23 protein-coding genes and 2 tRNA genes are annotated in these 23,070 nt (G+C 50.8%); 19 read left to right on the forward strand and 6 right to left on the reverse strand.

The features are described 5' to 3' along the window. The 3 genes from AB1690_11045 to AB1690_11055 all read right to left on the reverse strand — a co-directional run. The coding region (locus tag AB1690_11045) for a DUF362 domain-containing protein (protein MEW6015849.1) at window positions 1-843 on the reverse strand (843 nt) is incomplete at its 3' end. Window positions 844-854: 11 nt separating this feature from the next. Beyond that, entirely contained in the window at window positions 855-1,733 is an 879-nt protein-coding gene (locus tag AB1690_11050) for a DUF6599 family protein (protein MEW6015850.1), read from the reverse strand. Between the two features lie 168 nt (window positions 1,734-1,901). Then, entirely contained in the window at window positions 1,902-2,249 is a 348-nt protein-coding gene (locus tag AB1690_11055) for a VOC family protein (GenBank protein MEW6015851.1), read from the reverse strand. Between the two features lie 360 nt (window positions 2,250-2,609). Between AB1690_11055 and AB1690_11060 the strand changes: the two genes are divergently transcribed. The 4 genes from AB1690_11060 (at window position 2,610) to AB1690_11075 (ending at window position 4,474) form a co-directional block, all read left to right on the forward strand. Further along, on the forward strand, window positions 2,610-3,209 hold the full coding sequence (locus AB1690_11060) for an FKBP-type peptidyl-prolyl cis-trans isomerase (protein ID MEW6015852.1): 600 nt from the start codon (window positions 2,610-2,612) through the stop codon (window positions 3,207-3,209). Window positions 3,210-3,442: 233 nt separating this feature from the next. Beyond that, window positions 3,443-3,514 (forward strand) — tRNA-Lys (locus tag AB1690_11065). 8 nt (window positions 3,515-3,522) lie between these two features. Continuing rightward, window positions 3,523-3,595, forward strand: a tRNA-Lys gene (locus AB1690_11070). A 102-nt stretch (window positions 3,596-3,697) separates the two neighbouring features. Then, window positions 3,698-4,474, forward strand: a complete 777-nt coding sequence (locus AB1690_11075) for a dienelactone hydrolase family protein (GenBank protein ID MEW6015853.1) — start codon at window positions 3,698-3,700, stop codon at window positions 4,472-4,474. 63 nt (window positions 4,475-4,537) lie between these two features. Here AB1690_11075 and AB1690_11080 read toward each other — a convergent pair whose 3' ends face one another. Together AB1690_11080 and AB1690_11085 are read right to left on the reverse strand one after the other, a co-directional pair. After that, entirely contained in the window at window positions 4,538-6,478 is a 1,941-nt protein-coding gene (locus tag AB1690_11080) for a M6 family metalloprotease domain-containing protein (GenBank protein ID MEW6015854.1), read from the reverse strand. A gap of 72 nt (window positions 6,479-6,550) precedes the next feature. Then, the gene (locus AB1690_11085) at window positions 6,551-7,324 is read right to left on the reverse strand and encodes an SDR family oxidoreductase (protein MEW6015855.1); all 774 of its coding nucleotides are present in this window, start codon (window positions 7,322-7,324) and stop codon (window positions 6,551-6,553) included. A 374-nt stretch (window positions 7,325-7,698) separates the two neighbouring features. On the opposite strand from AB1690_11085, the gene AB1690_11090 reads away from it, so the two are divergent. The 15 genes from AB1690_11090 (at window position 7,699) to AB1690_11160 (ending at window position 19,210) form a co-directional block, all read left to right on the forward strand. Further along, entirely contained in the window at window positions 7,699-7,845 is a 147-nt protein-coding gene (locus tag AB1690_11090; protein ID MEW6015856.1) for a hypothetical protein, read from the forward strand. 140 nt (window positions 7,846-7,985) lie between these two features. After that, window positions 7,986-8,891: a M23 family metallopeptidase gene (locus AB1690_11095; GenBank protein MEW6015857.1), complete on the forward strand. Its 906-nt coding sequence runs from the start codon at window positions 7,986-7,988 to the stop codon at window positions 8,889-8,891. A 254-nt stretch (window positions 8,892-9,145) separates the two neighbouring features. Then, window positions 9,146-9,781: a sigma-70 family RNA polymerase sigma factor gene (locus AB1690_11100; protein MEW6015858.1), complete on the forward strand. Its 636-nt coding sequence runs from the start codon at window positions 9,146-9,148 to the stop codon at window positions 9,779-9,781. 85 nt (window positions 9,782-9,866) lie between these two features. After that, window positions 9,867-12,071 (forward strand): heavy metal translocating P-type ATPase, encoded by a 2,205-nt coding sequence (locus tag AB1690_11105; protein ID MEW6015859.1) that lies wholly within the window; start codon window positions 9,867-9,869, stop codon window positions 12,069-12,071. A 20-nt stretch (window positions 12,072-12,091) separates the two neighbouring features. Next, entirely contained in the window at window positions 12,092-12,673 is a 582-nt protein-coding gene (pth, locus tag AB1690_11110; GenBank protein MEW6015860.1) for an aminoacyl-tRNA hydrolase, read from the forward strand. A gap of 46 nt (window positions 12,674-12,719) precedes the next feature. After that, the gene (gene rpsF, locus AB1690_11115; GenBank protein MEW6015861.1) at window positions 12,720-13,178 is read left to right on the forward strand and encodes a 30S ribosomal protein S6; all 459 of its coding nucleotides are present in this window, start codon (window positions 12,720-12,722) and stop codon (window positions 13,176-13,178) included. Between the two features lie 81 nt (window positions 13,179-13,259). Then, window positions 13,260-13,532, forward strand: coding sequence for a 30S ribosomal protein S18 (gene rpsR / locus AB1690_11120; protein MEW6015862.1), 273 nt, complete (start codon window positions 13,260-13,262; stop codon window positions 13,530-13,532). A gap of 19 nt (window positions 13,533-13,551) precedes the next feature. Further along, window positions 13,552-14,478, forward strand: coding sequence for a DUF2232 domain-containing protein (locus AB1690_11125; GenBank protein ID MEW6015863.1), 927 nt, complete (start codon window positions 13,552-13,554; stop codon window positions 14,476-14,478). Between the two features lie 22 nt (window positions 14,479-14,500). After that, on the forward strand, window positions 14,501-14,947 hold the full coding sequence (gene rplI / locus AB1690_11130; GenBank protein MEW6015864.1) for a 50S ribosomal protein L9: 447 nt from the start codon (window positions 14,501-14,503) through the stop codon (window positions 14,945-14,947). 5 nt (window positions 14,948-14,952) lie between these two features. Next, window positions 14,953-15,441 (forward strand): bifunctional nuclease family protein, encoded by a 489-nt coding sequence (locus AB1690_11135; protein MEW6015865.1) that lies wholly within the window; start codon window positions 14,953-14,955, stop codon window positions 15,439-15,441. A 5-nt stretch (window positions 15,442-15,446) separates the two neighbouring features. Further along, a complete protein-coding gene (locus AB1690_11140) occupies window positions 15,447-17,183 on the forward strand; it encodes a penicillin-binding protein activator (GenBank protein ID MEW6015866.1) in 1,737 nt (578 codons plus the stop codon). Between the two features lie 12 nt (window positions 17,184-17,195). After that, a complete protein-coding gene (gene larE / locus AB1690_11145) occupies window positions 17,196-18,023 on the forward strand; it encodes an ATP-dependent sacrificial sulfur transferase LarE (protein ID MEW6015867.1) in 828 nt (275 codons plus the stop codon). Then, window positions 18,023-18,232: a hypothetical protein gene (locus AB1690_11150; protein ID MEW6015868.1), complete on the forward strand. Its 210-nt coding sequence runs from the start codon at window positions 18,023-18,025 to the stop codon at window positions 18,230-18,232. Before larE ends, AB1690_11150 begins: the two co-directional genes overlap by 1 nt. A gap of 5 nt (window positions 18,233-18,237) precedes the next feature. Beyond that, the gene (locus AB1690_11155) at window positions 18,238-18,765 is read left to right on the forward strand and encodes a hypothetical protein (protein MEW6015869.1); all 528 of its coding nucleotides are present in this window, start codon (window positions 18,238-18,240) and stop codon (window positions 18,763-18,765) included. After that, window positions 18,755-19,210: a hypothetical protein gene (locus tag AB1690_11160; GenBank protein MEW6015870.1), complete on the forward strand. Its 456-nt coding sequence runs from the start codon at window positions 18,755-18,757 to the stop codon at window positions 19,208-19,210. Before AB1690_11155 ends, AB1690_11160 begins: the two co-directional genes overlap by 11 nt. A 72-nt stretch (window positions 19,211-19,282) precedes the next feature. On the opposite strand, the gene AB1690_11165 is transcribed toward AB1690_11160, so the two are convergent. Next, window positions 19,283-23,070: PAS domain S-box protein (locus AB1690_11165; protein ID MEW6015871.1), on the reverse strand; the 3,788-nt coding region annotated here is incomplete at its 5' end.

Raw genomic sequence — 23,070 nt, forward strand, 5'->3', positions numbered from 1 at the left:
GCTGGCGCCAAGATTGTATTTAGTATCGGCGATAGCGATATGGTGCGCCGAGGGACGGAGCGGGCGGTCATCGCCGTAGTACCGTTTTCGTTTCTCCTGGATTATTCGCAGACCGACCGTATCGGCCGCCACCGGGTCGGCGCTGACTATTAAACCTCCATAATTCCAGGTATATTCTTTGTCGAAATGATGCGGTCCGGCGTTATGAAACTGCGGTGTCAGCATCACCAGAATATTCAAACGGGTTTTGTCTTTGACATGCGGCAGATGCCAGATGGCGCCCAGGGGAGCGCAGGAGTTATCATGATAATCCGAGGGCTCCTCCACGAACATGATATAGTTCTTGATTAGACTTCCCACCCCCGACCAGGCATGGGTTCGCATGGGGCGGGTATTTATCAATGCTGTCGCTTTTTGAAAGACCGGGTTGTCCAGAACATTGCGGTCGTCGACCGAAATATTAGCGGCATCGACTCCAACTTCCATCAGGCGCGTCCTGATGGCATCCTCCAGAACGGAGGGTGTCGGCAGATATTTCCAGACATTGCTCTTGATGCCGACTATATCCTCCGGCTTGATTATCTTTTTCCAACCCTCCTGTGGCGTTTTAGTATCAAAGAAAGCGCATACAGCATCATCGAGCATTTTCTGAATAATCTCGCCGTTGATTGCGCCATCGGAGCCGACAACGTTCTTATCCCGGATAAGAATCACCCTACTGGTGTAAAGCGGGGTCGCCAGCTCTTCCGCCAGCGACGGCAATCCGGCTGCCAAACCAACCGCAACCACGGCGCCGGTCTTCAGAAATTCACGCCGCGTAACAACAGAGTTTGCCTTTTTCATAGTCGCCTCATCTATTTTAGCGATGTTCCTGTTTTATCCAGAAGGGACTGCCCATCCTCCTTGGTCGCGGCATCAAAGACTACCGTCAAAAAGTTACCCTTTCGAACACAGCCGCTCCATTTCCCATTTTCGGTTTGTACCATGCCGGAAGGGTCTTTGATATATTGTGACAGAAAGTCGGCGTAAGCGGAATCGGCTCTTTCCGCCGACTTATAATCGACAAGCAGAAGAAAAACCGCACCCGGTTGATACCTCGCCAGGACGGCATCGGTGCTTTTATCCAACTTGAGAATATTCGATTCCGCTATAAAATAGATATTATTGAGTATCGGAAAGAGGTGAAAGTAGATTTCGCTGCCGGCGATGAGGTTCTCCCGCGGCAGGAGATTCAGCAAAGACGGTTTTACGCCATCGGGGGGAAGAAGCGAATCAATCTTTTTTGCCAGATTGAGAAAGGTCCGCTTCAACTCTTCGTCGATCTCCATCGATTGAATAGAGATATAATATTCTCCTTTCCAGAATTTCAGAAGCGTGCTTCGGAACTCAAAACCGCCGCCGATACCGGATTCTTCCGATTCGCGGGAGAAACTGAAAACGCCGTAGGCATCCCCGGAACTTCCCATCTCAAAAATTTCGGCGGTTATATCGGGAGAATCGGGGCGAGCGTACGTCGCGACCGTTACTTTTTTGAGTCCGTAAGAGAGATAAACTTCCCCGGCGCCGTCAATATAATCAAAGATGGTTTCAGAGTTGTATGAGACAGTGTCGCCGATGGCGTAGTTGTCAATCGATTGGGGAAAGAGGGTCCTCATTTCATTGCCGGATTTCCCGGCGCAGGCGGAGAGCAGGCAACCCAGTCCGGTCATTGTAAGGAATAATAATAGACGCATAGTTCCACCCAGTTCGGTTCATAGTGCTTTCTCAAATATATTAAATGGTACCAGAAATATCTATTGAAATCAATATGACCGCTCTGCCAAAAAAAAATCAAGACCGCGCGACCGGCATGGTAGTGCCGTCGTCGGTCTTGACCAATCAAAATGAGCTTTCAGGTCAGGCTAACCCTGAAAAATCCCTATCTCATTTCCGGCGATATCGCTGAAGATGGCGTAATGGCCAATATTGGGAATCTGGGTTTTCCCCTGGACTGTCCTGCCGCCACTTTTTTCAATCATTTTGAGGGTGCTATCTATGTCGTCAACCTGAATATGAAAGAGAACACCGCTCCCTTTAGTCGCCGGTTTCAGGTTCTTGGCAAATCCTCCCCCCACACCCTCGGGGGCTTTCCACATCCCATAATCCATCTCCGGGATATACTGCGTTTCCCAGCCGAATACAGTACTGTAAAAATCCTTCATCTTGCTGATGTCTGAGCAGGGCAGCTCAATGTGACATACTCCGTTCATAGTGTCTCCTTTCAATTAAATTACAATATATTGTGAGGATATTTAGTTTAAGTTCGATATCGGACCACATAGTGGATAAAATCAGTCAATTATATCAATTATACGGCGGCTATGGCGCATTGTTGCAGCGCGCTCTCCTATTAATGAATCTAACTGAATTAATGTGACTGTCAATCAGATTGAAATCACATTTGACCGGAAACCGACCGGTGATTGGTCTCAAGAATATTCGAAACTTTATCGGTTTCCAAATGTAAGAGCGGATATGAATGCCCTCGCAATATTATGCCGTTCCGGCTGGACAAACGCCGCGGCATTATTTATTATCAGGCAATGTTAAAACCAATCTGGAGGAAAAAGATGTTGGTATCATTATTTCTGTCGTTCCTGCTGGCGGTTGGCGTGGGCGCTGACGAGCAAAAGATGGCTGACAGCGTCAAAGCCGGCGCTGAGAAGATGAAAGTTGAGGCAAAGATGAAAGCGGAGCAGGCTGCGCCGGCGGCTCCGGCGGAAGTCAACAAAGCGGAGCAGGAAGCCAAGAAAGCGGCGCTCGAAACCGAAAAAGCCGCTAAAGCAACCGAGAAGAAAGCAGAAAAGGCGGCAAAAATGGAAGCGAAAGAAATTGCCACAGAGACAGGCTTGAAATATGTCGATTTAAAAGTCGGAACCGGCGCCTCTCCCAAGAAAGGGGACAAGGTCTCGGTGCATTATACCGGATGGCTTCTTGATGGCAAGAAGTTCGACAGTTCCGTGGACCGGGGGCAGCCGTTCGAATTCAATATCGGAACCGGTCAGGTCATAAAGGGATGGGATGAAGGGGTAATGTCGATGAAAGTCGGTGGCAAACGGAAACTGATTATTCCTCCGGATCTGGCTTATGGGCAGAGAGCGGTTGGCGGTGGGCTGATTCCGGCCAATTCGACCCTGATTTTCGAAGTGGAATTGCTGGGAATCAAGTAATTCTGGGTCACAGATTTCATACAGGGCGGCAGAAATGCCGCCTTTTTTGTTCGGTCAGGAAGTGAGAGATTTGTATCCATTCCGATTACGGAGCGTTATCGTATATTTTGAGGAATGTTTCAAAAAGCGGCTTGACATATCGGTCGGGTTATATATTTTGGGTGACTACCCGATTGGAAATTCCGCCAGGCGGAATCAAAAAATTGTTGTCTCGTCTAAAAGCGGGACAGGCTGGGGGTGTAGCTCAGTGGTAGAGCATCTGCCTTTTAAGCAGGTGGCCGATGGTTCGATCCCATCCACCCTCATATAAATTGCGCCATTAGCTCAGTTGGTAGAGCAGCTGACTCTTAATCAGCGGGCCCAAGGTTCGAGTCCTTGATGGCGCATTTTTTATTGGGCAAACATCCCGACAATACTTCAGTCAAAGTTACTTCCTCGCCCGGGATTCCCTTGCGTATAAGTAAATAAGAATCAGGAAAGGAGTTGTGATGAGAATCTTAACAGCAGTTTTTTTCAGCATATTTGTAACGGCAGTATCTTATGCCGCGTTGAAAACCGAGACGGTAGAATACAGGGAAGGTAGCACCGTTCTGGAAGGATTTCTGGCTTATGATGACGCCTCATCTAATTCCCGTCCCGGCGTACTTATCGTGCATGAATGGATGGGGATCAATGATTATACGAAGCGACGGGCGGTGATGCTTGCCGAGATGGGGTATGTCGCCTTCGCGGCTGATATTTTCGGCAAAGGAGTGCGCCCAACCAGCGTTCAGGAAGCCTCGGAGCAGGCGGCAAAATATAAAGGGGACAGACCGTTATTGCGGGCACGGGCACTGGCGGGATTGGAGCAGTTGAAAAAGAATCGTCTGGTTGACCCAAAGAAGATTGCCGCTATCGGATACTGCTTCGGCGGTACGACCGCACTGGAGCTTGCCCGCGCCGGTGCCGATGTTGCCGGGGTGGTCAGTTTTCACGGGGGGCTGGATATGCCCAACCCGGATGATACCAAAAATATCAAAGCGAAAGTCTTGATTTGCCACGGCGGCGATGACCCCTATGTCCCGACCGAGCAGGTGGCTGATTTTCAGAATCAGTTACGTCAGGCAAGAGTTGACTGGCAGTTTATTGCGTACGGCGGAGCGGTGCATAGTTTCACCAATCCCGACGCCGGCAACGACCCCTCTAAAGGAGCCGCCTACAATGCTAATGCCGATCGTCGCAGTTGGGAGGCAATGAAGCAATTCTTCGCAGAAATATTCAAATAAGTCAAATTGATACATCAGGTCTCATCTGCCTCTCAGCGGATGAGACCTGGGTCAATTCGCCTTTTACGGGCAGATCGGCTCCGGACCATCTTTGAAGAGATGGGAAATCAGATAAGTAGCATCAAGAATGTTAATCGAGCCGTTGCCGTTGGCGTCACCAGCCTCTATGGGAACCGGGGGCGGTCCCGACTTGAAGAGATAGGATATAATAAAGGTGGCGTCAAGAATGTTCAGAGAATAATTCCCATTGGCATCGCCGCACATGAAATCACAGGCATTACCTACCCCATTGCTGTTACTATCCTCCTGACCCGGATTATAATCCAGGGGGCAGTTATCACAGGCGTCGCCGACACCATCAGAGTCGCCATCGGCCTGGTCAAGGTTGGCAACAGACGGACAGTTATCGCAGGCGTCTCCCAACGGGTCGCTATCGCTATTTTGCTGTCCGGTGTTGCCTGCATCAGGGCAGTTGTCCGCGATGTTGGCGATACCGTCATTGTCGCGGTCGAAGATGACATATGCATACAGTTTCTCATTCACAATCGAATCGACCCTGACTGTAATACCGGTGGGGGCGTAGTAGCCGTCACTGCTGGGAACAGTGTTGGGAGCAAAAGTGCTTTGACCGTCCACGGCGTTGGAAAAAAGCGCCCCTTTGCGAGTTTCATAGGGGTACCACCACTGGGCGCTGTCGGTAACATGCCCTTCGGGATTGGTGGTATGATTCCGAGAGGGGTTGTAACCGGCATCTTCCACGGCAACCGTGTAATGCGAGTACCAGGGAAGACCGTAATTGATGCGCCAATAGTAGGCGCCAAGCGAATCGTGGACATGCGTTATCAGAAGTCCCCGGTCGAGAGGGTCATGACCGAATTTCAGCAGCGGATGAAAATAGACGCTGAAATCAGAATCGAATTTGTCGAACATTCCGCTTGCCTGCGGATTGCGATACTCCAGAAGAAAATATTCGCCGTTAGCGAGATTGATAGGCAAAATATACAAGGAACTGTCCGGATGAGTCTCAATATCATAAATGGTAAGGGCATTATATTCAGACTCTTCAAGAAGTATCGGGTTGACCCAGCCGGCTTCTTTCTTGCACCAACCGCTGAAATGAGAGGGATTTTTTGATTTCAGAGAGAAAATGCCGTATCCGCCATACCCCATTACGCACCAGTCGTAGAGGGGGTGGTCATTTTCGTCGTTGGGAGTATAATAAGTGTAAGTCTCCAGTTTGCTGTCGTAGTCATATAGGTCAGGAAGACCGACATTGTGTCCTAATTCGTGTACAAAGACCCGGATATTGTTGAGGGAATCAAACCCGGAGAACAGGGTGGGATTGAGAGTATCACGGAGGGGACGGGTTTCCGGGGAGGTGTTCCAGTGCGAAACATAGACACCGTCAAAAGGTCCCGGACCGCCATTCAGACCGTAAGTATAGGCATAAGACCAGATATCGGCGGGATTGCGACTGTCCTCCTGCCCGTTGCCTGCCCGGATAAAAACCACCGCATCGACATCGCCGTCGCCATTGGCGTCATACTGCGAGAAGTCTATGTACGGGTCAAGTTCATAAAGCAGCTGCTCGAAATTATAATTGCTTGTATACCATTCCCCTGTATGCCATTCGAGGACGTCACCGGTCACCGCCACTTGCCCATATGACACTTCATTGTAATAATCGGCTACCGAGCCGCCCGGATAGAGATTGCGGGAGAACATCAAACTGTCAAAAGTTTCGCGAGGATAGGTGTTCCATCGGTTGTACCAGCGAACCAGGATGGCCAGAACTTTGACCGTATCGCCGGTAAAGCGATATGCCGCAATAGCGGCGCTGTCCTGCGGAGTCAACTGTGACGGTGGAATTCGCCCAAACTGCTGGGTCATGACCTGCTCCGGGACGTCCGAAATAATTCCTCTGGTAAAATCAATAGCCTGAGCAGTAAAGGCGCAAACAAAAGTGAGGAAGAAAACGACAAGTAAAATAAACCTGCGAGACATAGGATCCCTCCGGGATTGGGAAATATTTATATCAGTTCAATATAACCCCCTTTGGTATCCTGTCAAGCGGCATTACTCTTTCCGATGCACCACCATGGCGCCAGCCTGGTTGGTCGGCATTATGCGGACCTGATGGATATTGACATGGGGTGGACGGGTAACGCAGAAGAGAATCGCTTCGGCGACATCGCGCCCGGTCAGCGGCTGAATTCCCTTATAGACTTTCTTCGCCCGTTCCTTATCGCCATGGAAACGAACCATGGAGAATTCGGTTTCGACCATTCCGGGGTCAACGGTACTGACCCGAAGAGGCGAATCGACCAGGTCTATCTGCATCCCTTTGGTGAGGGCATCCACCGCAAACTTGGTGGCGCAGTAAACATTGCCGCCCGGATAGAGCTCATGCCCGGCGATGGAGCCGATATTGACAATATCCCCCTTTCCCCGCTGGACCATCCAGGGGATTACCACCCGGCTGACATAAAGAAGCCCTTTTATATTGGTATCTATCATCTCTTCCCAGTCCGACAATTTCCCCTCGTGAAGCTTATCCAGCCCGCGGCTTAAACCGGCATTGTTTATCAGAATATCAATTCTCTTCCATTCATCCGGCAAACCGTTCAGCGTCGTTTCGACCTCCCGCTGATTGCGAACATCGAGCTGGAAAAAATGAATATCAATTTGGTTCTCTTTCCGCAACTTTTCGGCGAGATTGCGGACCCGGTCGCCGCGCCTTGCCGCCAGAACCAGGTTAGCCCCCTGTTCGGCAAATAGCGTAGCAGTCGCTTCGCCGATTCCGGCCGACGCCCCGGTGATAAAGGCGGTTCTATTTTTCAGAAGTTTCATCAGGTTTTCCCTTTTGAGATTTCGCAGTTTAATCTGGCGCCAAATTAAGTTGAGCTGTCATCAAAGTCAAGCGCCCCCGGACGCAAAATAGACTATTGAGTGTCGGTCAAAAGATATCGGTTGTATCCCATAATTCTGGTTCTAAGAAGCATACCTTGTGCAATAATCAACAGTCAATCAGGCTGTTATCTTGTTGTTAAATAACAACATAATCGATGAGTGCGCATTTTTTGTCAGGGCGCCATCAAGGCATATATTATGCGGTCAGATAGCGGCAGAGGTATTAACATTTCTATGAATAGGGTCGATATTCAGGTAATAGGGGTTGTCCCATACCGGTCGGCTCAGCATAGAAACTGACCGCGAGGTAGGAGATGACTTCTGAAAGCAAGAAACGGAAGGCTGTGATTGTGCCGCGGAAACTTTACTGGCACCTCTACAGTCTCCAAAACCTTAACGGCGAGAAGTTCATAAGGGTTGTCAACAAAGTCCTGAAACGTGAGTATCAGCTCATCAAATAAGGACTTAGAAGAAAACCTTAGGGTTTAGCCAATTATTTTAGTTGACTTGACAGGGAGTTTCGCTTATTTTCGGCAAACTTTTGACTTGCACATGGAATCTCCCGAGTTCGGGCAGTCAGTTGACAAGGTAGGGAAAGGTTATGCTTAAGAAGAAGCTCTCTTTTATGCTGATTACTGATAGCCGCGATAAGTTGCGTCAGTTTTCTATTTCTTATCGCCTCATTCTCGGGTGTGCCATTCTGGTAGCATTCATCTTTATCGCCAATATCTTCCTGACCACCTCATTCCTCAAATCGCAAGTCTCTATCCTGGAGATTAAGAAACTCCGGGCAGAGAATCAAACCCTGGCGGAGAAGTTTGAAACAGTCAAGGGGAAGATATCGAAAATTGCGGCCTCTTATGATGAGCTGGTCGCCAAGGAGATAGTGATAAGGAACATTTTCAGTCTTCCGGAGATCAGTTTGGATGAGCGCCAACTCGGTATTGGCGGTCCGGAAAACCCGAATTTGTCAGTTTATTCTGACGCGATGCAAACCGCCAGCGCCGTGGAAAACGACGTCGAGGCGCTGCTGAGGCTTTCTGATTATGAACAGCAGAAGTATGAAGAAGTCTATGAATCGTTGATGGATAAGAAAACCATACTGGATCACACCCCCTCTATTATGCCGACCCGCGGATATCAGAGCCGTGGTTTCGGAATGAAATTTGACCCCTTTACCGGGAATCGCCAATTCCACAGCGGTATCGATATCGCCAATCGGACCGGCACCCCGATATATGCCGCCGCCGACGGTAAAGTTACTTATGCCGCCTTTTCCCCCGGCGGAATGGGAAATATGGTTACGATTAACCATGGGTTCGGGTTCGAAACCAGGTACGGCCATATGAGCAAAATCAAAGTGGTCCGGGGGCAGGAGGTCAAACGGGGGACAGTTATAGGGTATGTCGGTTCAACCGGTTACTCCACCGGACCGCACCTTCATTATGAAGTAATCAAAGATGGCAAGGCGGTGAATCCGTTCGATTACATTATTAATATCAATTAACCGAAAAATTTTCGTATTACTCCAGTTTTGATTATCGCCTCTTTTTGAAGAAAAAGGGGCGATTTCTTTTTCTTGTCTGTAAGTATTTGATATGCAATAAATTACCCGGCAGAAGATTTGGGCGACACTCAGAATCGCTTTATGATGGCGTCTTATTTGGCTGTCCTTTTTTGGGAACTATTGAAAAATCCCCTTGTTTAAATTATAAAATATACTAATATTGTCTATGATATCCTATTTAGCATAGAGGCAATATGAAGACCCCAATAGATTCCAAGAACCTTCCGCCGGTCGCTGCCCGGGAGGATGATCACTTTGAGCAGGAAACCAAGGAAATTATCGCCCGGATAAAGAAAGGCGATAAGAATGCCTTCTCCGAGTTGGTTCGTCTGTACCGCAATCAGGTGGCATCGCTGGCTTATAAAATGGTCGGTGACTATGATGAAGCGGCCGATATTACCCAGAATGTCTTTGTCAAGACCAGCCGGAATATTTGGCGCTATGACGAGTCGAAGAAGTTTTATACCTGGCTTTATCGGATTACCGTCAACGCATCCATCGACTACATGCGGAAACATCACCGGTACCATCATGAATCGATAGACAACATTCCGGAAAAAGCCGATGATAAGCATGATACCCCGGAAGTCTCCTTTCAGAGGGACCGTTTGCGTCAGTATATCGATGAAGCAGCCGGCTCCCTGAATGACAAACAGCGCTCGGCTTTTATGCTGCGCGATGTGGACGGCTGTCATATTGACGATGTCGCCAATATCATGAATATGCCGGAGGCAACTGTCCGCTGGTATCTTCATCGGGCGCGGGCAAAAATCCGCAAAGAGCTTCTCAAAAAATGCCCGCAGCTTCTAATAACGCTCGGCTTTAAATAGACTCTTCCAGCAGATGACCGAAAAGGCGAGCGAAATAATTCGTTTGCCTTTTCTGCTTCAATTCTCCTGATTATCCTCCGCAATTATGGCTGAGTCCAGAGAATTAAACTTAAAGATTTCCGGGATGCATTGCGCTTCCTGCGCCGCTAATATTGAGCGGGAACTCTCGGACGTTGAGGGTATCAATCAGGTCGCGGTAAATTACGCTCTGGGAACAGCCCGGGTCGAATTCCGCCCCGAGGAGGTCGAAGAAAAGGCGATATACGGGACTATATCTGAGCTAGGTTATGGGGCAACACCGGCCGCGTTTGCCTCTGACGATTTCGCCCAGGAGGCAAAAGCCGCGAAGCGAAACTTCATTACCTCCGTCTTATTTGCCGCCCCGATTATGATTCTCAGCATGGGCGGGATGCTCTGGTCGCAGCTGCGTCTGGAGCCGCGACTGGAGGGGGGAATCCTTTTCTTGCTTACCGTTCCGGTCCTGTTTTATTCCGGACGGGAGATTTTTGCCGATGCCTGGAGGCAGGCTCGTCATTTCCGCGCCAATATGAACTCCCTGATTGCCCTCGGTTCCCTGGCGGCTTTCTTATTTAGCAGTTTTGTCTTATTTCAAACGCTTCTGGGGGAGCATACTCATCAGGCTCATTATTACTTCGAGACGGCGGCGGCGATTGTGACGCTGATACTTTTGGGAAGATTTCTGGAGAGTAGAGCGAAGGGAAAAGCCCGGGATGCTATTGGAGCCTTGATGAGACTCCAGCCGGATACCGCGGTTGCCGTCATAGACGGGCTGGAAAAAGTAATCTCGCGAACCGCCATCACGGCCGGCATGGTTCTGGTGGTGAAGGCGGGCGAGAAAATCCCTGCCGACGGCAGAATAATCGAAGGGAGCCCGTCTATTGATGAGTCGATGTTGACCGGAGAATCGGTACCGGTGGACAAGAAAGCGGGGGATATGGTCTTCGGCGGCTCGGTCAACGGCAACCGGTCATTTCGATTTGAGGTGACCGGAACCGGCGAGGAGACATTTCTCGCACAGATTATTCGCCTGGTATCCGAAGCGCAGGGCCGTAAAGCGCCGGTGCAAAAACTTGCCGACCGCATCGCCGGCATTTTTGTGCCGATAGTCCTCATTATTGCCGTTATCACGTTTGTGGCCTGGTTTTTCCTCGACCCAGACAATCTGATGCTTCTCAAAGCGCCGGTTGCCGTCTTGATAATCGCCTGCCCCTGTGCCCTGGGGCTGGCAACCCCGACAGCCATCCTTGCCGGAACCGGCAAAGCGGCGCGACGGGGTATTTATATCCGGGGCGGGGATATCCTCGAGAATGCCGCCAAATCAAAGCAGGTCATTTTTGATAAAACCGGAACCTTGACCGCGGGGCATTTCGAAGTGGTCGATTTCCGAACGGTCAATCCCGACGAGGAAGACCTGTTATTCGAGATGGGGGCGTCACTGGAGTCCGGGTCAACACATCCGCTGGCATTGGGGATTGTGGAGAAAGCCCGCTCGCAGAATACGGAATTGACATCACCGAAAAATCTGGAGGAGTTCCCCGGATTCGGTCTGAAAGGGGAAATCCAGGGGCGGCAGGTTCTTGCCGGAAGCGCCGCCGCTTTGCAGCGGGAGAATATCCGCTTGGGTGAACTGGAGGGTCCGGCTGAGGAGGCGATGTCGCGCGGGCTGACAGTGGTTTTTGTGGCGGTGGAGGGGCAGGTGGTCGGCTTTTTCAGTCTCAGGGATAAAGTGAAAGAGGAAGCCTCAGAAGTCGTGCACAAACTGAAAGAGTCGGGACGGGAAGTAATTATGCTGACCGGCGACAATCATCGAACCGCCCAGGGAGTGGCGGCGCAACTTGGAATTGACCGATTTGAAGCCGCGATTAAGCCCGACCAGAAAGCGGTCATTGTGGAAGCGTTTCGTCGCGCCGGAAATAATGTGGTTATGGTCGGTGACGGAATCAATGACGCCCCGGCGCTGGCCGCCGCTGATATCGGAGTGGCGCTGGGAAGCGGAACCGATGTCGCTATGGAGTCAGCCGATATTATCCTGGTTAAGAACAATCTGGAATCACTCCTTGAGGCGCTGGAGATTTCCGGAAAAACCTTTCGCACAATCAAACAGAATCTTTTCTGGGCATTTTTCTATAACGTCATTTCCATTCCGATAGCGGCCGGAGCGCTTTATCCTCTCTTTGGTTTGACCCTGTCGCCGGTTATAGCGGCCGGGGCAATGGCTTTTTCCTCTCTCTTCGTGGTGACCAATTCCTTGCGCCTTCTGAAGGCATGACGCCTGGGATAATGATTGGTATGCCCTCTATTATCATCGGACTGGGAAATATCGGCCGAAAATATCGGGGAACGCGGCATAATCTCGGCTTTGAACTCTTAGACGCGATTGCCGCCCAATGGAATCTGAAAGCGGTGCCGGGCGATGGCGACTATTACATAGTTGAAAAGGAGTTGGAAGGGAAACTCATTCGCCTGGTCTGGCCCACCACATATATGAATAACTCCGGAAAAGCCGCCGAGCAGGTTTTGCAGAAATTTCTACTGACTCCCAGGGACCTGCTGGTGGTGTATGATGATTTGAATCTGCCGCTGGGACGATTGCGAATACGGTCGGAAGGTTCCGATGGCGGTCATAACGGGATGGCTGATATCATATATCATTTGGGAACCGAAGAGATTGCCCGGCTCCGACTTGGAATTGGTCCTCTTCCGCCGGGAGTTGATACTGTTTCGTTTGTCCTTAATCCGTTTGCCGACAATGAATTGGAAATTAAGAAGAAAATGCTTGAAAAGGCGGGGGAGGCTGTATTATATTTGCTTAAGTTCGATATCGCGAAAGCGATGAGTATATATAACCCTGCTCCGGATGAAGCGCAGTAGTCTGGGGCCGTTTTAAACCTTTTAAACGTCCATAGGGAGGATTTGAATGCGTCTTTACGAGACCACTTTCATTCTCAACCCACAAGCCGATGACGCTACTTTTGACCGCCAGATCAAAGCGGTGTCTGATGTTATCAGCCGCTACCAGGGAAAAGTCCTGAGAGAAAATCGCTGGGGCATTCGCCGTTTGTCGTACCCGATTAAACGCTGCACGCAAGGGTTCTATACCCGTTTGATTTTCGAGGGAAATCAGACGGTCCTTTCGGAACTGGAGAGATTTTACAAGATTGAAGAACCGTATATTCGGTACCTGACAGTAGTATTTGAGGGGAATATTGATGAGGAATTGGAGCGCGGACGGCGCGAGGATGGCTCCGATACCACCGAAAGCCGTTCGGAGAGAGTTATTGCCGCTCCGGAGCCGGAAAAGACAGTCGAGGCATCGCCGAAAGGTGACGTCGATACCGCGACAGGAGTTGCCGAAGGGCACGACGAGGAAATGTAAATTGAGAATAAGACAGCCGGTGATACTCGGATTTGATTTGCCCGAGGTACGGTTGATGAAAGGTTGAGGATAAATTAAGAAATGCCTATTAAAAGAAAATTTTACCGGGAAAGAGAAAGCGCGCCTGATTTTGAGCGGCGGCGGAAACGTGTCTGTCGTTTCTGTGAAGAAAAGATCAAGACCATCAATTATCTGGATGAACGATTCTTGAAGCGGTTTGTAAATGAACGGGGAAAGATTGTTCCCCGAAGGATATCCGGTAATTGCGCCCTACATCAGCGGATGCTGACCACCGCCATCAAACGGGCACGCCATATAGCGATAATGCCGTTCACCAGTGAAATCTATCGTTAGATTTTAATTGGTGGTGCCGATGCCTGACTGGCGGCTGTCAAACCCGCTGATAATCTCGGCCGGTTTATTTCTGGCTCTGATTTTCCCGTCTGTCGGCGGGATACCGGTGGCAGGGTATCTGGTGGAGATTGCCGCGACATTTTTCATAGTCTATTTTTCCTTCAGCGGGAAACATCTTCTGCTGGGAGCCGCCACCGCCGGTTCCCTGCTGATTTCTTCGGTCACTTTTGGACCGAGCCTGATTTTGACCGCGGTCTGGGCGAAGGTGGTTGTGAGCGGCACTCTGTATGGCAAGATGCTGGCAGCCGGAATCAAACCGGCGCGCGGTTTTATAGCGGCGACGGTGATACTGGCGTTAATTGTTCTGACTTTCTTTTGGATGGAGAAAGAGCTTATCTACTCGGAAATTGACAGATTCGAGAGTCTGGCGGCATCGACCCTGCCGCCGGCAGAGAATGCGCCGGGTACCAATGATGGTATGGCTCACTGGCTTGGCCAGATGGTGGCGCTGTTCAAGCGACTCTTGCCGTCACTTCTGATTCTTTCGGCAATGACCCAGCTGTTTGTGGCTATCGTCCTTCTGCATATTGCTCTACGCGCCAGCGGGGTTTTTATGCCGCATTTTGTCGATTTCATTTTCTGGAAGATGCCGTTTCATTTTGTCTATCCGGTAGGCGCTATTATCATTTTGCGGCTGACCGGAGCCGACAATATTAAAATAATTGCCGACAACGCCCTTCTCTTACTTGGCACCCTCTATGCCGTTTTCGGGTTTTCGGCGATGGAATATTACTTACGGAAAGTGCGACTTTCGCTCTTTTTAAGAGTATTATTTTATGTGGGATTTCTGTTTTTGCAGGTGCCGGGTCTGATACTGGCGGCGGCGGTGGGACTCTTTGACAGTTATTTTGATTTCCGGCAAGTCCGGGCAAAACTGATAGGGTAATAATTGTAGAAAGGATATAGATATGAAGGTAATTTTGAAACAGGATGTCGCCGACCTCGGCAAAGCCGGTCAGACTATCGAGGTCAAGGGCGGGTATGGTCGGAATTTCCTGATACCCCGCAACCTGGCGATTCCTGCCACGAAAGCGAACATGAGGGCTATTGGCGAAATCGAGAAGCAAAGCCAGATTCGCGAGCGCAAGAAGAAACGGGAAGCGGAACAGATGAAAGATAAGCTGGAAAAGCTGTCGCTGACGGTGGAAGTGCTGGTCGGCGAAGAAGACAAGATTTTCGGTTCCGTTACCGCGCAGAACATTGCCGAGCAGTTAGCCTCTCAGGGAATGGTTATCGATAAGCGGAATATTTTGCTTGATGACCCCATCAAATCGCTGGGCGTTTATACCGTCCCGATCAAAGTGGAAAAGGACGTAATCGCCAACGTAAAGACCTGGGTTATCAGAAAGGCTTGATTCTGATGGCGATGCTGGAAGTGAGAGTTGACGGTCTGGCGCTGGATATGACCACCAATTCCCCGGTTATAATTCTGAAGCCGGTCAATATGGAAAAGGTGCTTCCGATCTGGATCGGTCACTCCGAAGCCTGGGCGATTGCTATGGAATTGTCCGGTATCGGCTCCAAGCGGCCGATGACCCATGACCTGCTCAAGATTGTAATTGCCACTCTTGATGCCACGGTGGAGAAGGTGGAGATTACGGAGCTGAAGGAGCAGACCTTCTACGCCCGGGTGATTCTTCATTTGGATAGTAAAGAGTTTTCCATAGACGCTCGCCCCTCGGATTCGATTGCTCTGGCGTTGAAAGCTGGCGCTCCGATCTATGCGGCCGAGGAGCTGTTCAATTTAAAAGAGCAGGACCAGCCGCCCGAAATGAGCAATGACCCGGAATCGCTCGCCGAGCGTTTGAGGAAGATCAATCCTGAAGATTTCGGTAAATATTCATTATAGTGACAGTGATTAAAAATAGATTAGCGGCGGGACTCGGGTTACTCCTCATCATTCTCGGCACGGCGGCTGTCGGCGATGACCGCCTGACGCTTGACCGGGTGCAGCAGTTACTGGAGGATAAACGATATGCCGAAGCGTATCAGGTTGTCACTCAGCTATATGCCGCCAATACTGACCCGGAAATGGCCGACGCCCTTCTGTTTCACAAAGGAAAAGCCGCCTATTACGTCGGTTATCTTACCGAAAGCCAGGAAGATTTTCAGAGATTAATCGACAGTTATCCCGCCTCGCCCTTTATACCTTACAGCCATTTCTTCCGGGGCAATATTCAGTATCGAGAAAAGCTGGACCGCCCGGCGCTGCTGTCATACCTAAGCGCCTATCGACTTTCCGGCGACAACCGTCTGAATGAGATTCTGCTTAAATCGATTGAAACGGCGGTGTCGCTGGGTGGCAGCCGTCTTCTGGAAGCGATAAATTACGCCGCCTATCAGGAAGAAAAGAAATGCCCCTTGATTTTTGCCGTTGCCCGGGGCCTTCTGGCACAAAAGAATTATCAGCCGTTACGCGGTCTCTTGAGTGAATGTCCCGGCGAGGAAGCTTCGCGTCTTCTCTCGCAGACCGAGATTCTCCTGAAGCAACAGATTGAAATAGGAATCGCACTGCCCCTTTCGGGTGAACTGCAGCGATTTGGCGAATCGGTGCTGGATGGGGCGGTGTTGATGCTGGAAGGGTTCCAGCGGGAAAGCGGATTACGGATAGCGCCGCTTATTTTTGATACTAAGGGGCGAAGTGTGGAAGCGGGCCGAGTTATGAAACGTTTCAATGCCGGCGGAGTAGCGGCGGCGATAGGACCGCTGACCAGCGAAGAGACAGCGGTAGCCTCGGCCGTCCTGGCCTGCGGCGACCTGCCGCTGATTGCGCCTGCCGCCAGTCAGGGAGGATTGACCGAGCTTGCCGGAACCTGTTTTCAACTGCAGCCGAGTCTCGACCGACAGGGTATTAGAATGGCCGAGTTTGCCCGGGGAAAACTGGGCGTCGATACTGCCGCCATCATCTCGCCGACCTCATCTGAGAATCTGGCAATGGCCGAAGCCTTTGCCGACCGTTTCCGCGAGTTGGGCGGGACTATCTTGGGAATCGAATACTTCCGAACCCGCGAATCTGATTTTGGACCGATTATTGTAGATATAAAGTCCTTGGCTATCGGGCGGATTTCCGATTCCCTGACTTATATAAACGAAAGAGGCGATACTATAAAAGCCAAGGAAGTCCCGGTAGCAATCGATGCCATTTATATTCCGGCATCACCGGAGCAGCTGACACAACTTCTGCCGCAGATAGATTTTTACAATCTCGATGCCATCTATCTGGGAAGTGAGGGCTGGGGAGACAAGCAGGTTTATGACCTGGGACGGGAAGTTCTCAAAACCAGTTATTTTACATCGTCGCGTGTCAATGGCGGCGTTACTCCGGCCGCGCGGCAGTTTGCCAAGAATTTTCGCGACAAATATGGACGGGAGCCGGGACATCTGGAAGCGGTAGGATATGACGCCATGGGATTGATTTGCGGGGCGCTGCAGTCCTCGCGGTACTCTCGCTCGGAAATCGCCGAATACCTCAAGAATATAAATGATTACCGGGGAATCGCCGGGGTCGTATCATTTGGTGAGAAACGCGACAATATTTTCATGCCGATTTATACCATCGAGTCGGGTGATGCCCGTCGGGTGGAGTTTTGACGGTAGTTTCTGATGATTGACGCAAAAGAAAAAGCCCTGAACGATTTTATTGGGCAGTTTCCCTGCGCAATGGTAGCGTTTTCAGGAGGGCTTGATTCCGCGACTGTTCTTTTCGCGACTATCAAACTCCTCGGCACCGAAAATACTCTTGCGGTCACTTCAATATCGCCGTCGCTTGCCGCCGATGAGGAAAAAGCCGCCTCCCAAATTGCCGCCGAAATCGGCCTGCCGGCTGAAAGACATCTATTTATCCGAACCGATGAAATCGCCGACCCGCGCTACGCTCGAAACGCTCCTGACCGATGCTACTACTGCAAAGGGGAGCTCTATTCCCGATTGAGCCAGCTGGCGGCGGAGCGGGGAGTTGCGGTCATCTTTGACGGCACTAATCTGTCCGACCTGGGAGATTATCGCCCTGGAAGAAAAGCGGCCGAAGAGCACAAGGTCGTCTCTCCCTTTGTGTCGGCTGGTTTTGCCAAGGAAGATGTGCGCGCTCTGGCGCGCAAATACCGCCTTTCATTTTCTGAGAAACCGGCCGCGGCCTGTCTGGCATCGCGGATACCTTATGGAATATCGGTTACAGTAGAACGGCTCCGCCAGATTGATGCCGCTGAATCGGGTTTGAGAGCGCTGGGACTGAGCGGGTTTCGGGTGCGCTATCATAACGACGTCGCGCGGCTGGAGTTGCCGCCGCAGGATATAGCCCGAGTCTTTGGCAATGGGTTGCATCAGAAAATCATCGAGGTTGTTAAAGGGGCCGGTTTCAAATACGTCGCCGTCGACCTTGAGGGGTACCGTCAGGGACGCCTGAACGAGGGACTAAGTATAAAGGAGTTATAATGGACGATGAGAAGAAGTACGCTCTTAAGATGGTGGTGGATGGCAAGGAGCGGCTGATAACTTTTGAGGAACTGGCGCTTTCAAACAATTTGGCGCAGGAAGCCCTGGTTCGCCTGCTGGTGGATAAAAAACTGATTCAGCCAAAAGAACTTTTGGACAAAATGGAGCAGGTAAAAAAGGAACGTTACCGCAAACCGGAACCGGAGTGAGACAAATGTCATCGGAGAAAAAACCAGAGCAGATTTCGCTGGAATTGTCTTCCGATATAGCTTCATCGTCAGCAACGGATAAGGGCGCGAATTCGGATATAGGTACGGTCCTGGAATGGGTGAGCCATCCGGCCAAGCGGAATATGAAAGTCACGGTGGCAGTTTCTATTTTTCTCCTGATTCTTATAATTATTGTATATGCCTTGACGCAATCTATTTTCTTTACGGTGCTCGCTTTTGTCATATTATATGCGTCTCTGGCGGCGTTCTATTTCCCGACACGGTATCGCCTGGATGATAAGGGCATTGAGATAAAAACAACCACTCAGACTCTTCGCAAGAACTGGTCGCAATATCGCTCCTTTTACCCCGATAAGAACGGTGTTCTTCTTTCACCTTTTGCCCGTCCCACGCGGCTGGAAAATTTCCGGGGCGTTTATATCCGGTTTGGGAATAACCGCGAGGCTGTTACTTCTTTCATAAGTCAAAGATTCACCAAGACTCCCGTCGATGAGGGCAAAGATGGGATTTAGCGGGAATCCCGGTGAAATGCCGGAACAGAGCCGGTCCATTCCGGAGGAAGAGGATGCGGTTCTGGAGAAAGTAGCTATCAAGGTAGTGCAGTGGCGGATGGCGGTACCGGCAATAGTTTTTCTGGAGTCGGTCAAGCCGCTGAACTTTATTGGGGCGCAGGCGATGGTATTCTTTGAACCGGTGGTGCAGTCGCTTTTTAATTTTAAAGATTACGAGACTTTCAGAGTTGCCCTGGAAAGACGCGAAAATATCGAGAATCTTCTTCAGAAGATTGAAAAATACGACGCCGTGCTTTATGAACGTGAAAAACAGCTGAAGAAGTTCATAAAAGGGGAGAAGAAAAAGTGGAAATGGTATCAGCGGCACCTGGGAATTAAGAAGCCGCCAATTATTCTGCCGGAGGAACTTCGTCAATCGCCGCTTGACGTCAAAGGCAAAGGCTGAAACGGCGTTCTCTCAGATTTTCTCGATTTAGCCGATTGAATGTTACCGGGGCAAGAAGTAGAAGGGCTTAACTCAGGTTCTGACCCGCGACCGACCGCTTAGAACTTCACCAATTACCTGGCTTAATTTCTGTATGCGGAAAGGTTTAGGCACAAATCCTTTAAAACCGAATTCCTCGTAATTCGCCAGAACCGGGTCATTGGAATAGCCACTGGAAACAATAGCGACAACATGGGGGTCAATCTGACGCAGTTGGGCGATTGTCTCGCGCCCTCCCATTCCGCCTGGAACGGTCAAATCCATAATGACGACATCAAAGGGCGCCGCGCCCATGGCGCTCTTATACATTTCCAGGGCGTGTGCGCCGTCGTTGGCAAAGGAGACTTCATAACCAAGTTCGGAAAGCCCAATCCCGGCAACCATTCGGATAGATTCATCATCGTCCATAATCAAAATCCGTCCGGAGCCCCGAACCGCCAGCTCCGATTCGCCGGTTTTTTCCTCGGAGGACCGGTTGGACGCCGGAAGATAAATCCTGAAAGTGGTGCCGACATCGACCGCCGATTCGACCTCGATGACGCCCTCATGTTTATTGATTATGGAATATGTCGTCGCCAAACCCAGACCGCTGCCTTTCTGCTTGGTGGTGAAGAAGGGGTCGAAAATATTGGGCAGATGTTGCGGCGGTATGCCGATACCGGTGTCGGTGACGGTGATTTCTACATAATTTCCCGGTTTGAGTGACGGCGGCAGGGTAGCGGAATCAACAATGTTCCTTGCTTTAACGGTAATGACCCCGCCTTGCGGCATTGCCTGGTCGGCATTGATAATCAGATTATGAATCACCTGACTGAGCTGTCCCTCATCGACTTCAACAGAGAATAGCCCAGGCTCGAAGAGAAATTCGCAGCGGACCTTGGAACCATGAATGGCGAATCTGGCCGAATCTCTAATCATTTCCTCGATATGAATGGTTTTCTTAACCGGGGCGCCGCCGCGGGAGAAAGTCAGCAGTTGCTGAGTCAGTTCCTGCGCCCGCAGCGAGGCTTTTTCGGCATCGACCAGCCGGCGCAGAAGTCCCTCGCTGTCGGCAAGGTCCAGCATCGCCAGAGAGATATTGCCGATTATGGCGGTCAGGATATTGTTAAAATCATGGGCGATGCCGCCGGCAAGAATGCCGATTGATTCAAGCTTGCTGGCTTTGAAGAGTTCTTCTTCGATTTTCCTCTTTTCGGTTATATCGCGGGCAAAAGCGAAGAGATGACTTCTCCCTTCATATTCCAGGTAATTAAAAGTAACATCAACCGGGAAAAGAGAACCGTCTTTACGCCGGAAATTGGAATTGGTGGACATGAAGCGGGCACTCTGCACCTGGCTCCAGCGGCGCGCCCACTCGTCGGGAGTGAGGTCTGCCTCGATATCCAGAATGGAGAGCGACAGCAGTTCCGGGTGGCTGAAGCCGAGAGCGTCGCAGGCGGCCGTATTGACATACGATAAGCGCCCGTCCGGTTCAACCCAGAATACCGCATCCACGGCGTGGTCAATGGAAAATTGAGTCAGCTTCAGGGTTTCCTCCGCTTTGCGTCTTTCCGTAACATCTTCGCCGGAACTTATTACTCTGATAATGCTGCCGCTTTCATCGCGCAAGGGGATATTATGCCAGGCGATAACCCGCTCCTGGCCGTCCTGCGTCAGGGCGATGCTCTCAGCATATTCAGGGAACGATATCGCGCCGTCAAAGATCTGACGGACTCGCTGGCGCCGCTCCTCGCGCTTGTCCGGCGGAACACAGCAATCAAACCAGTTCTTGCCAAGTATATCCTCTTCCTTCCAGCCGAGGACTTCGCACCCCTTCCTATTAATCAACTCTATAGTCATTTCGCGGTTTATGACGGCTATCATGGTGCCGGCAATATCGAGGTACTTTTTAGCCCGGTCGCGCTCCGCCTGAATTGATTGCTGGGCGGTAATCCTGTCGGTAATGTCTATAATAAACCCTTCGAGGAACTCCACTTTTCCTGAATCGTCAAAAACGCCGCGCCCCTGCTCCATAACCCACTTGCACTTGCCGTCGGCGGCAATGATGCGGTAGGTAAGACGGTAGGGGGCTTTTTCCTGAAGAGCCGATTCTATCTCATTCCAGACGCGGACCCGGTCGTCTTGATGTATGACTTGAGAATAATTCAATTCCCTATTATTAATGAAAGCATCATGGGCGTAGCCGGTAAGTTCGCTGACCCCTTCGGAAACAAAAAGCATGGTCCACTCCGGGTCATTAAGACAGCGGTATGCCATTCCGGGCAAATTGCTAAGCAGTACCGACAGCTGACGTTCGCTCTCACGGAGAGCCAATTCGGACTGAACTCGGAAGGAAAGGTCACGGGCAATCCCTATTATCAGATGCTGGTCGCCCAGTTGGACCGGGTAGGTGCTGACTTCGATAGGAATAATGACGCCATCAACCCGTCGCAACATATATTCATCCGGTCCCGAGGGTTTTCCCTCCAGGTTCCGCTTCAGATTGGCAATAGCGCCGTTCAGACTGTCTTCGGGGAGAAGATTGCATTCGGAGAATAACCTTCCAATGAGAGCGTCGCGGTTGTAGCCGGTGAGCCGTTCCGTAGCGGCATTGCCGTCAATAAACCTCCCCTCGGCATCCATCAGAAAGATAGCATCGGGCGCCGATTCGAAGAGAGTCTTGAATCTCTGTTCGCTTTCCTTAAGAGACTTTTCGGCTTTGAGCCGCTCGGTAATATCGAGAGCGGTAAAGATAACCCCGGCCGAGAGATTTTCCATCTCAAGAGCCGTCGAGCGTAGATGGACATCAATAAGAGAACCGTCCCTCCGCTTCCACCGGGTCTGAATTTCGCCGGTGCCACCTCTTTTTATTTGGCCGTACTTGACATCCGCAACCCGCTGGAACTCCTCCTCTGATTCATAGAGTATGCGGCTGCTTCGCCCGATCAGTTCTTCTACAGAATATCCGACCATATTGAGCATATGGTCATTCACCCACTGGAAAACCCGGTCTTTGACCAGTCCGATAGCTATCGGGGCAGATGTAAGGATGGTGCGCAGCTTCGTCTCGCTGTCGTGCATCGATTGCTCGATATGGCGCAGGCGGGCATTATCCCGCGCCAGCAGCAAATTGCCGTAACCGAGGGTGGAGAGTTCCCGCGCCAGGTACCACAAGAGATTTAGCGTCCGCTCAAACTGTTCCAGAGGAACCGGAGAGGTATTATCAAAGGCTTCCAGGACACGAGTTTCATTGGCGCCTACTTCCGCGGCAAGCTGCTTGATTTCTTCGCGGGTTACGCCGAGTGCATTGCATTGCCCCATTAGCCAGTTGGCGACATGAACTCCGGCGACAATTATCGGGGCGCTGGCATCAACAAAGCCGCAACCGAGGCATTTTTGATAGACCGGTTTCATTTCCCGCCGGGACATCTCGCCGCGCTTGATATTTGATTCGCGGCACCGTCGCGCGCCCTCCTCGGTCTGCCCCACCAGGCGGCAGATTTCGCGGAAATTGCTCGGTCTGGTTATGGCATTGCCTTCAAGGTCAATTATGATAGAAGCCACATCACAAGCCGTGGCGAAGGCATCCTGAATCTTTTGCAGTTCATCCAGGTCTATCAGGTCCAGCAGATTGATATTTTCAACACTCTTTTCCGGCGTGAGTATGAAATCGAGTTTTACTTTCAGGCGCCGTTCACTTTCCCGCAGCGCTTCTTCAATTTCCTTGCGCTCGGTAATATCGCTAATCAGCCCGTCGTACGAAGCAATCTTACCATCGGGATCCTTGCGCACCACTACTGAGTTTTTGACCCAGCGGGTTTGACCGCTCTTATGTATAATCC

Source organism: Candidatus Zixiibacteriota bacterium, from assembly GCA_040753495.1.
In the GTDB taxonomy this organism is placed as follows: domain Bacteria; phylum Zixibacteria; class MSB-5A5; order GN15; family PGXB01; genus DYGG01.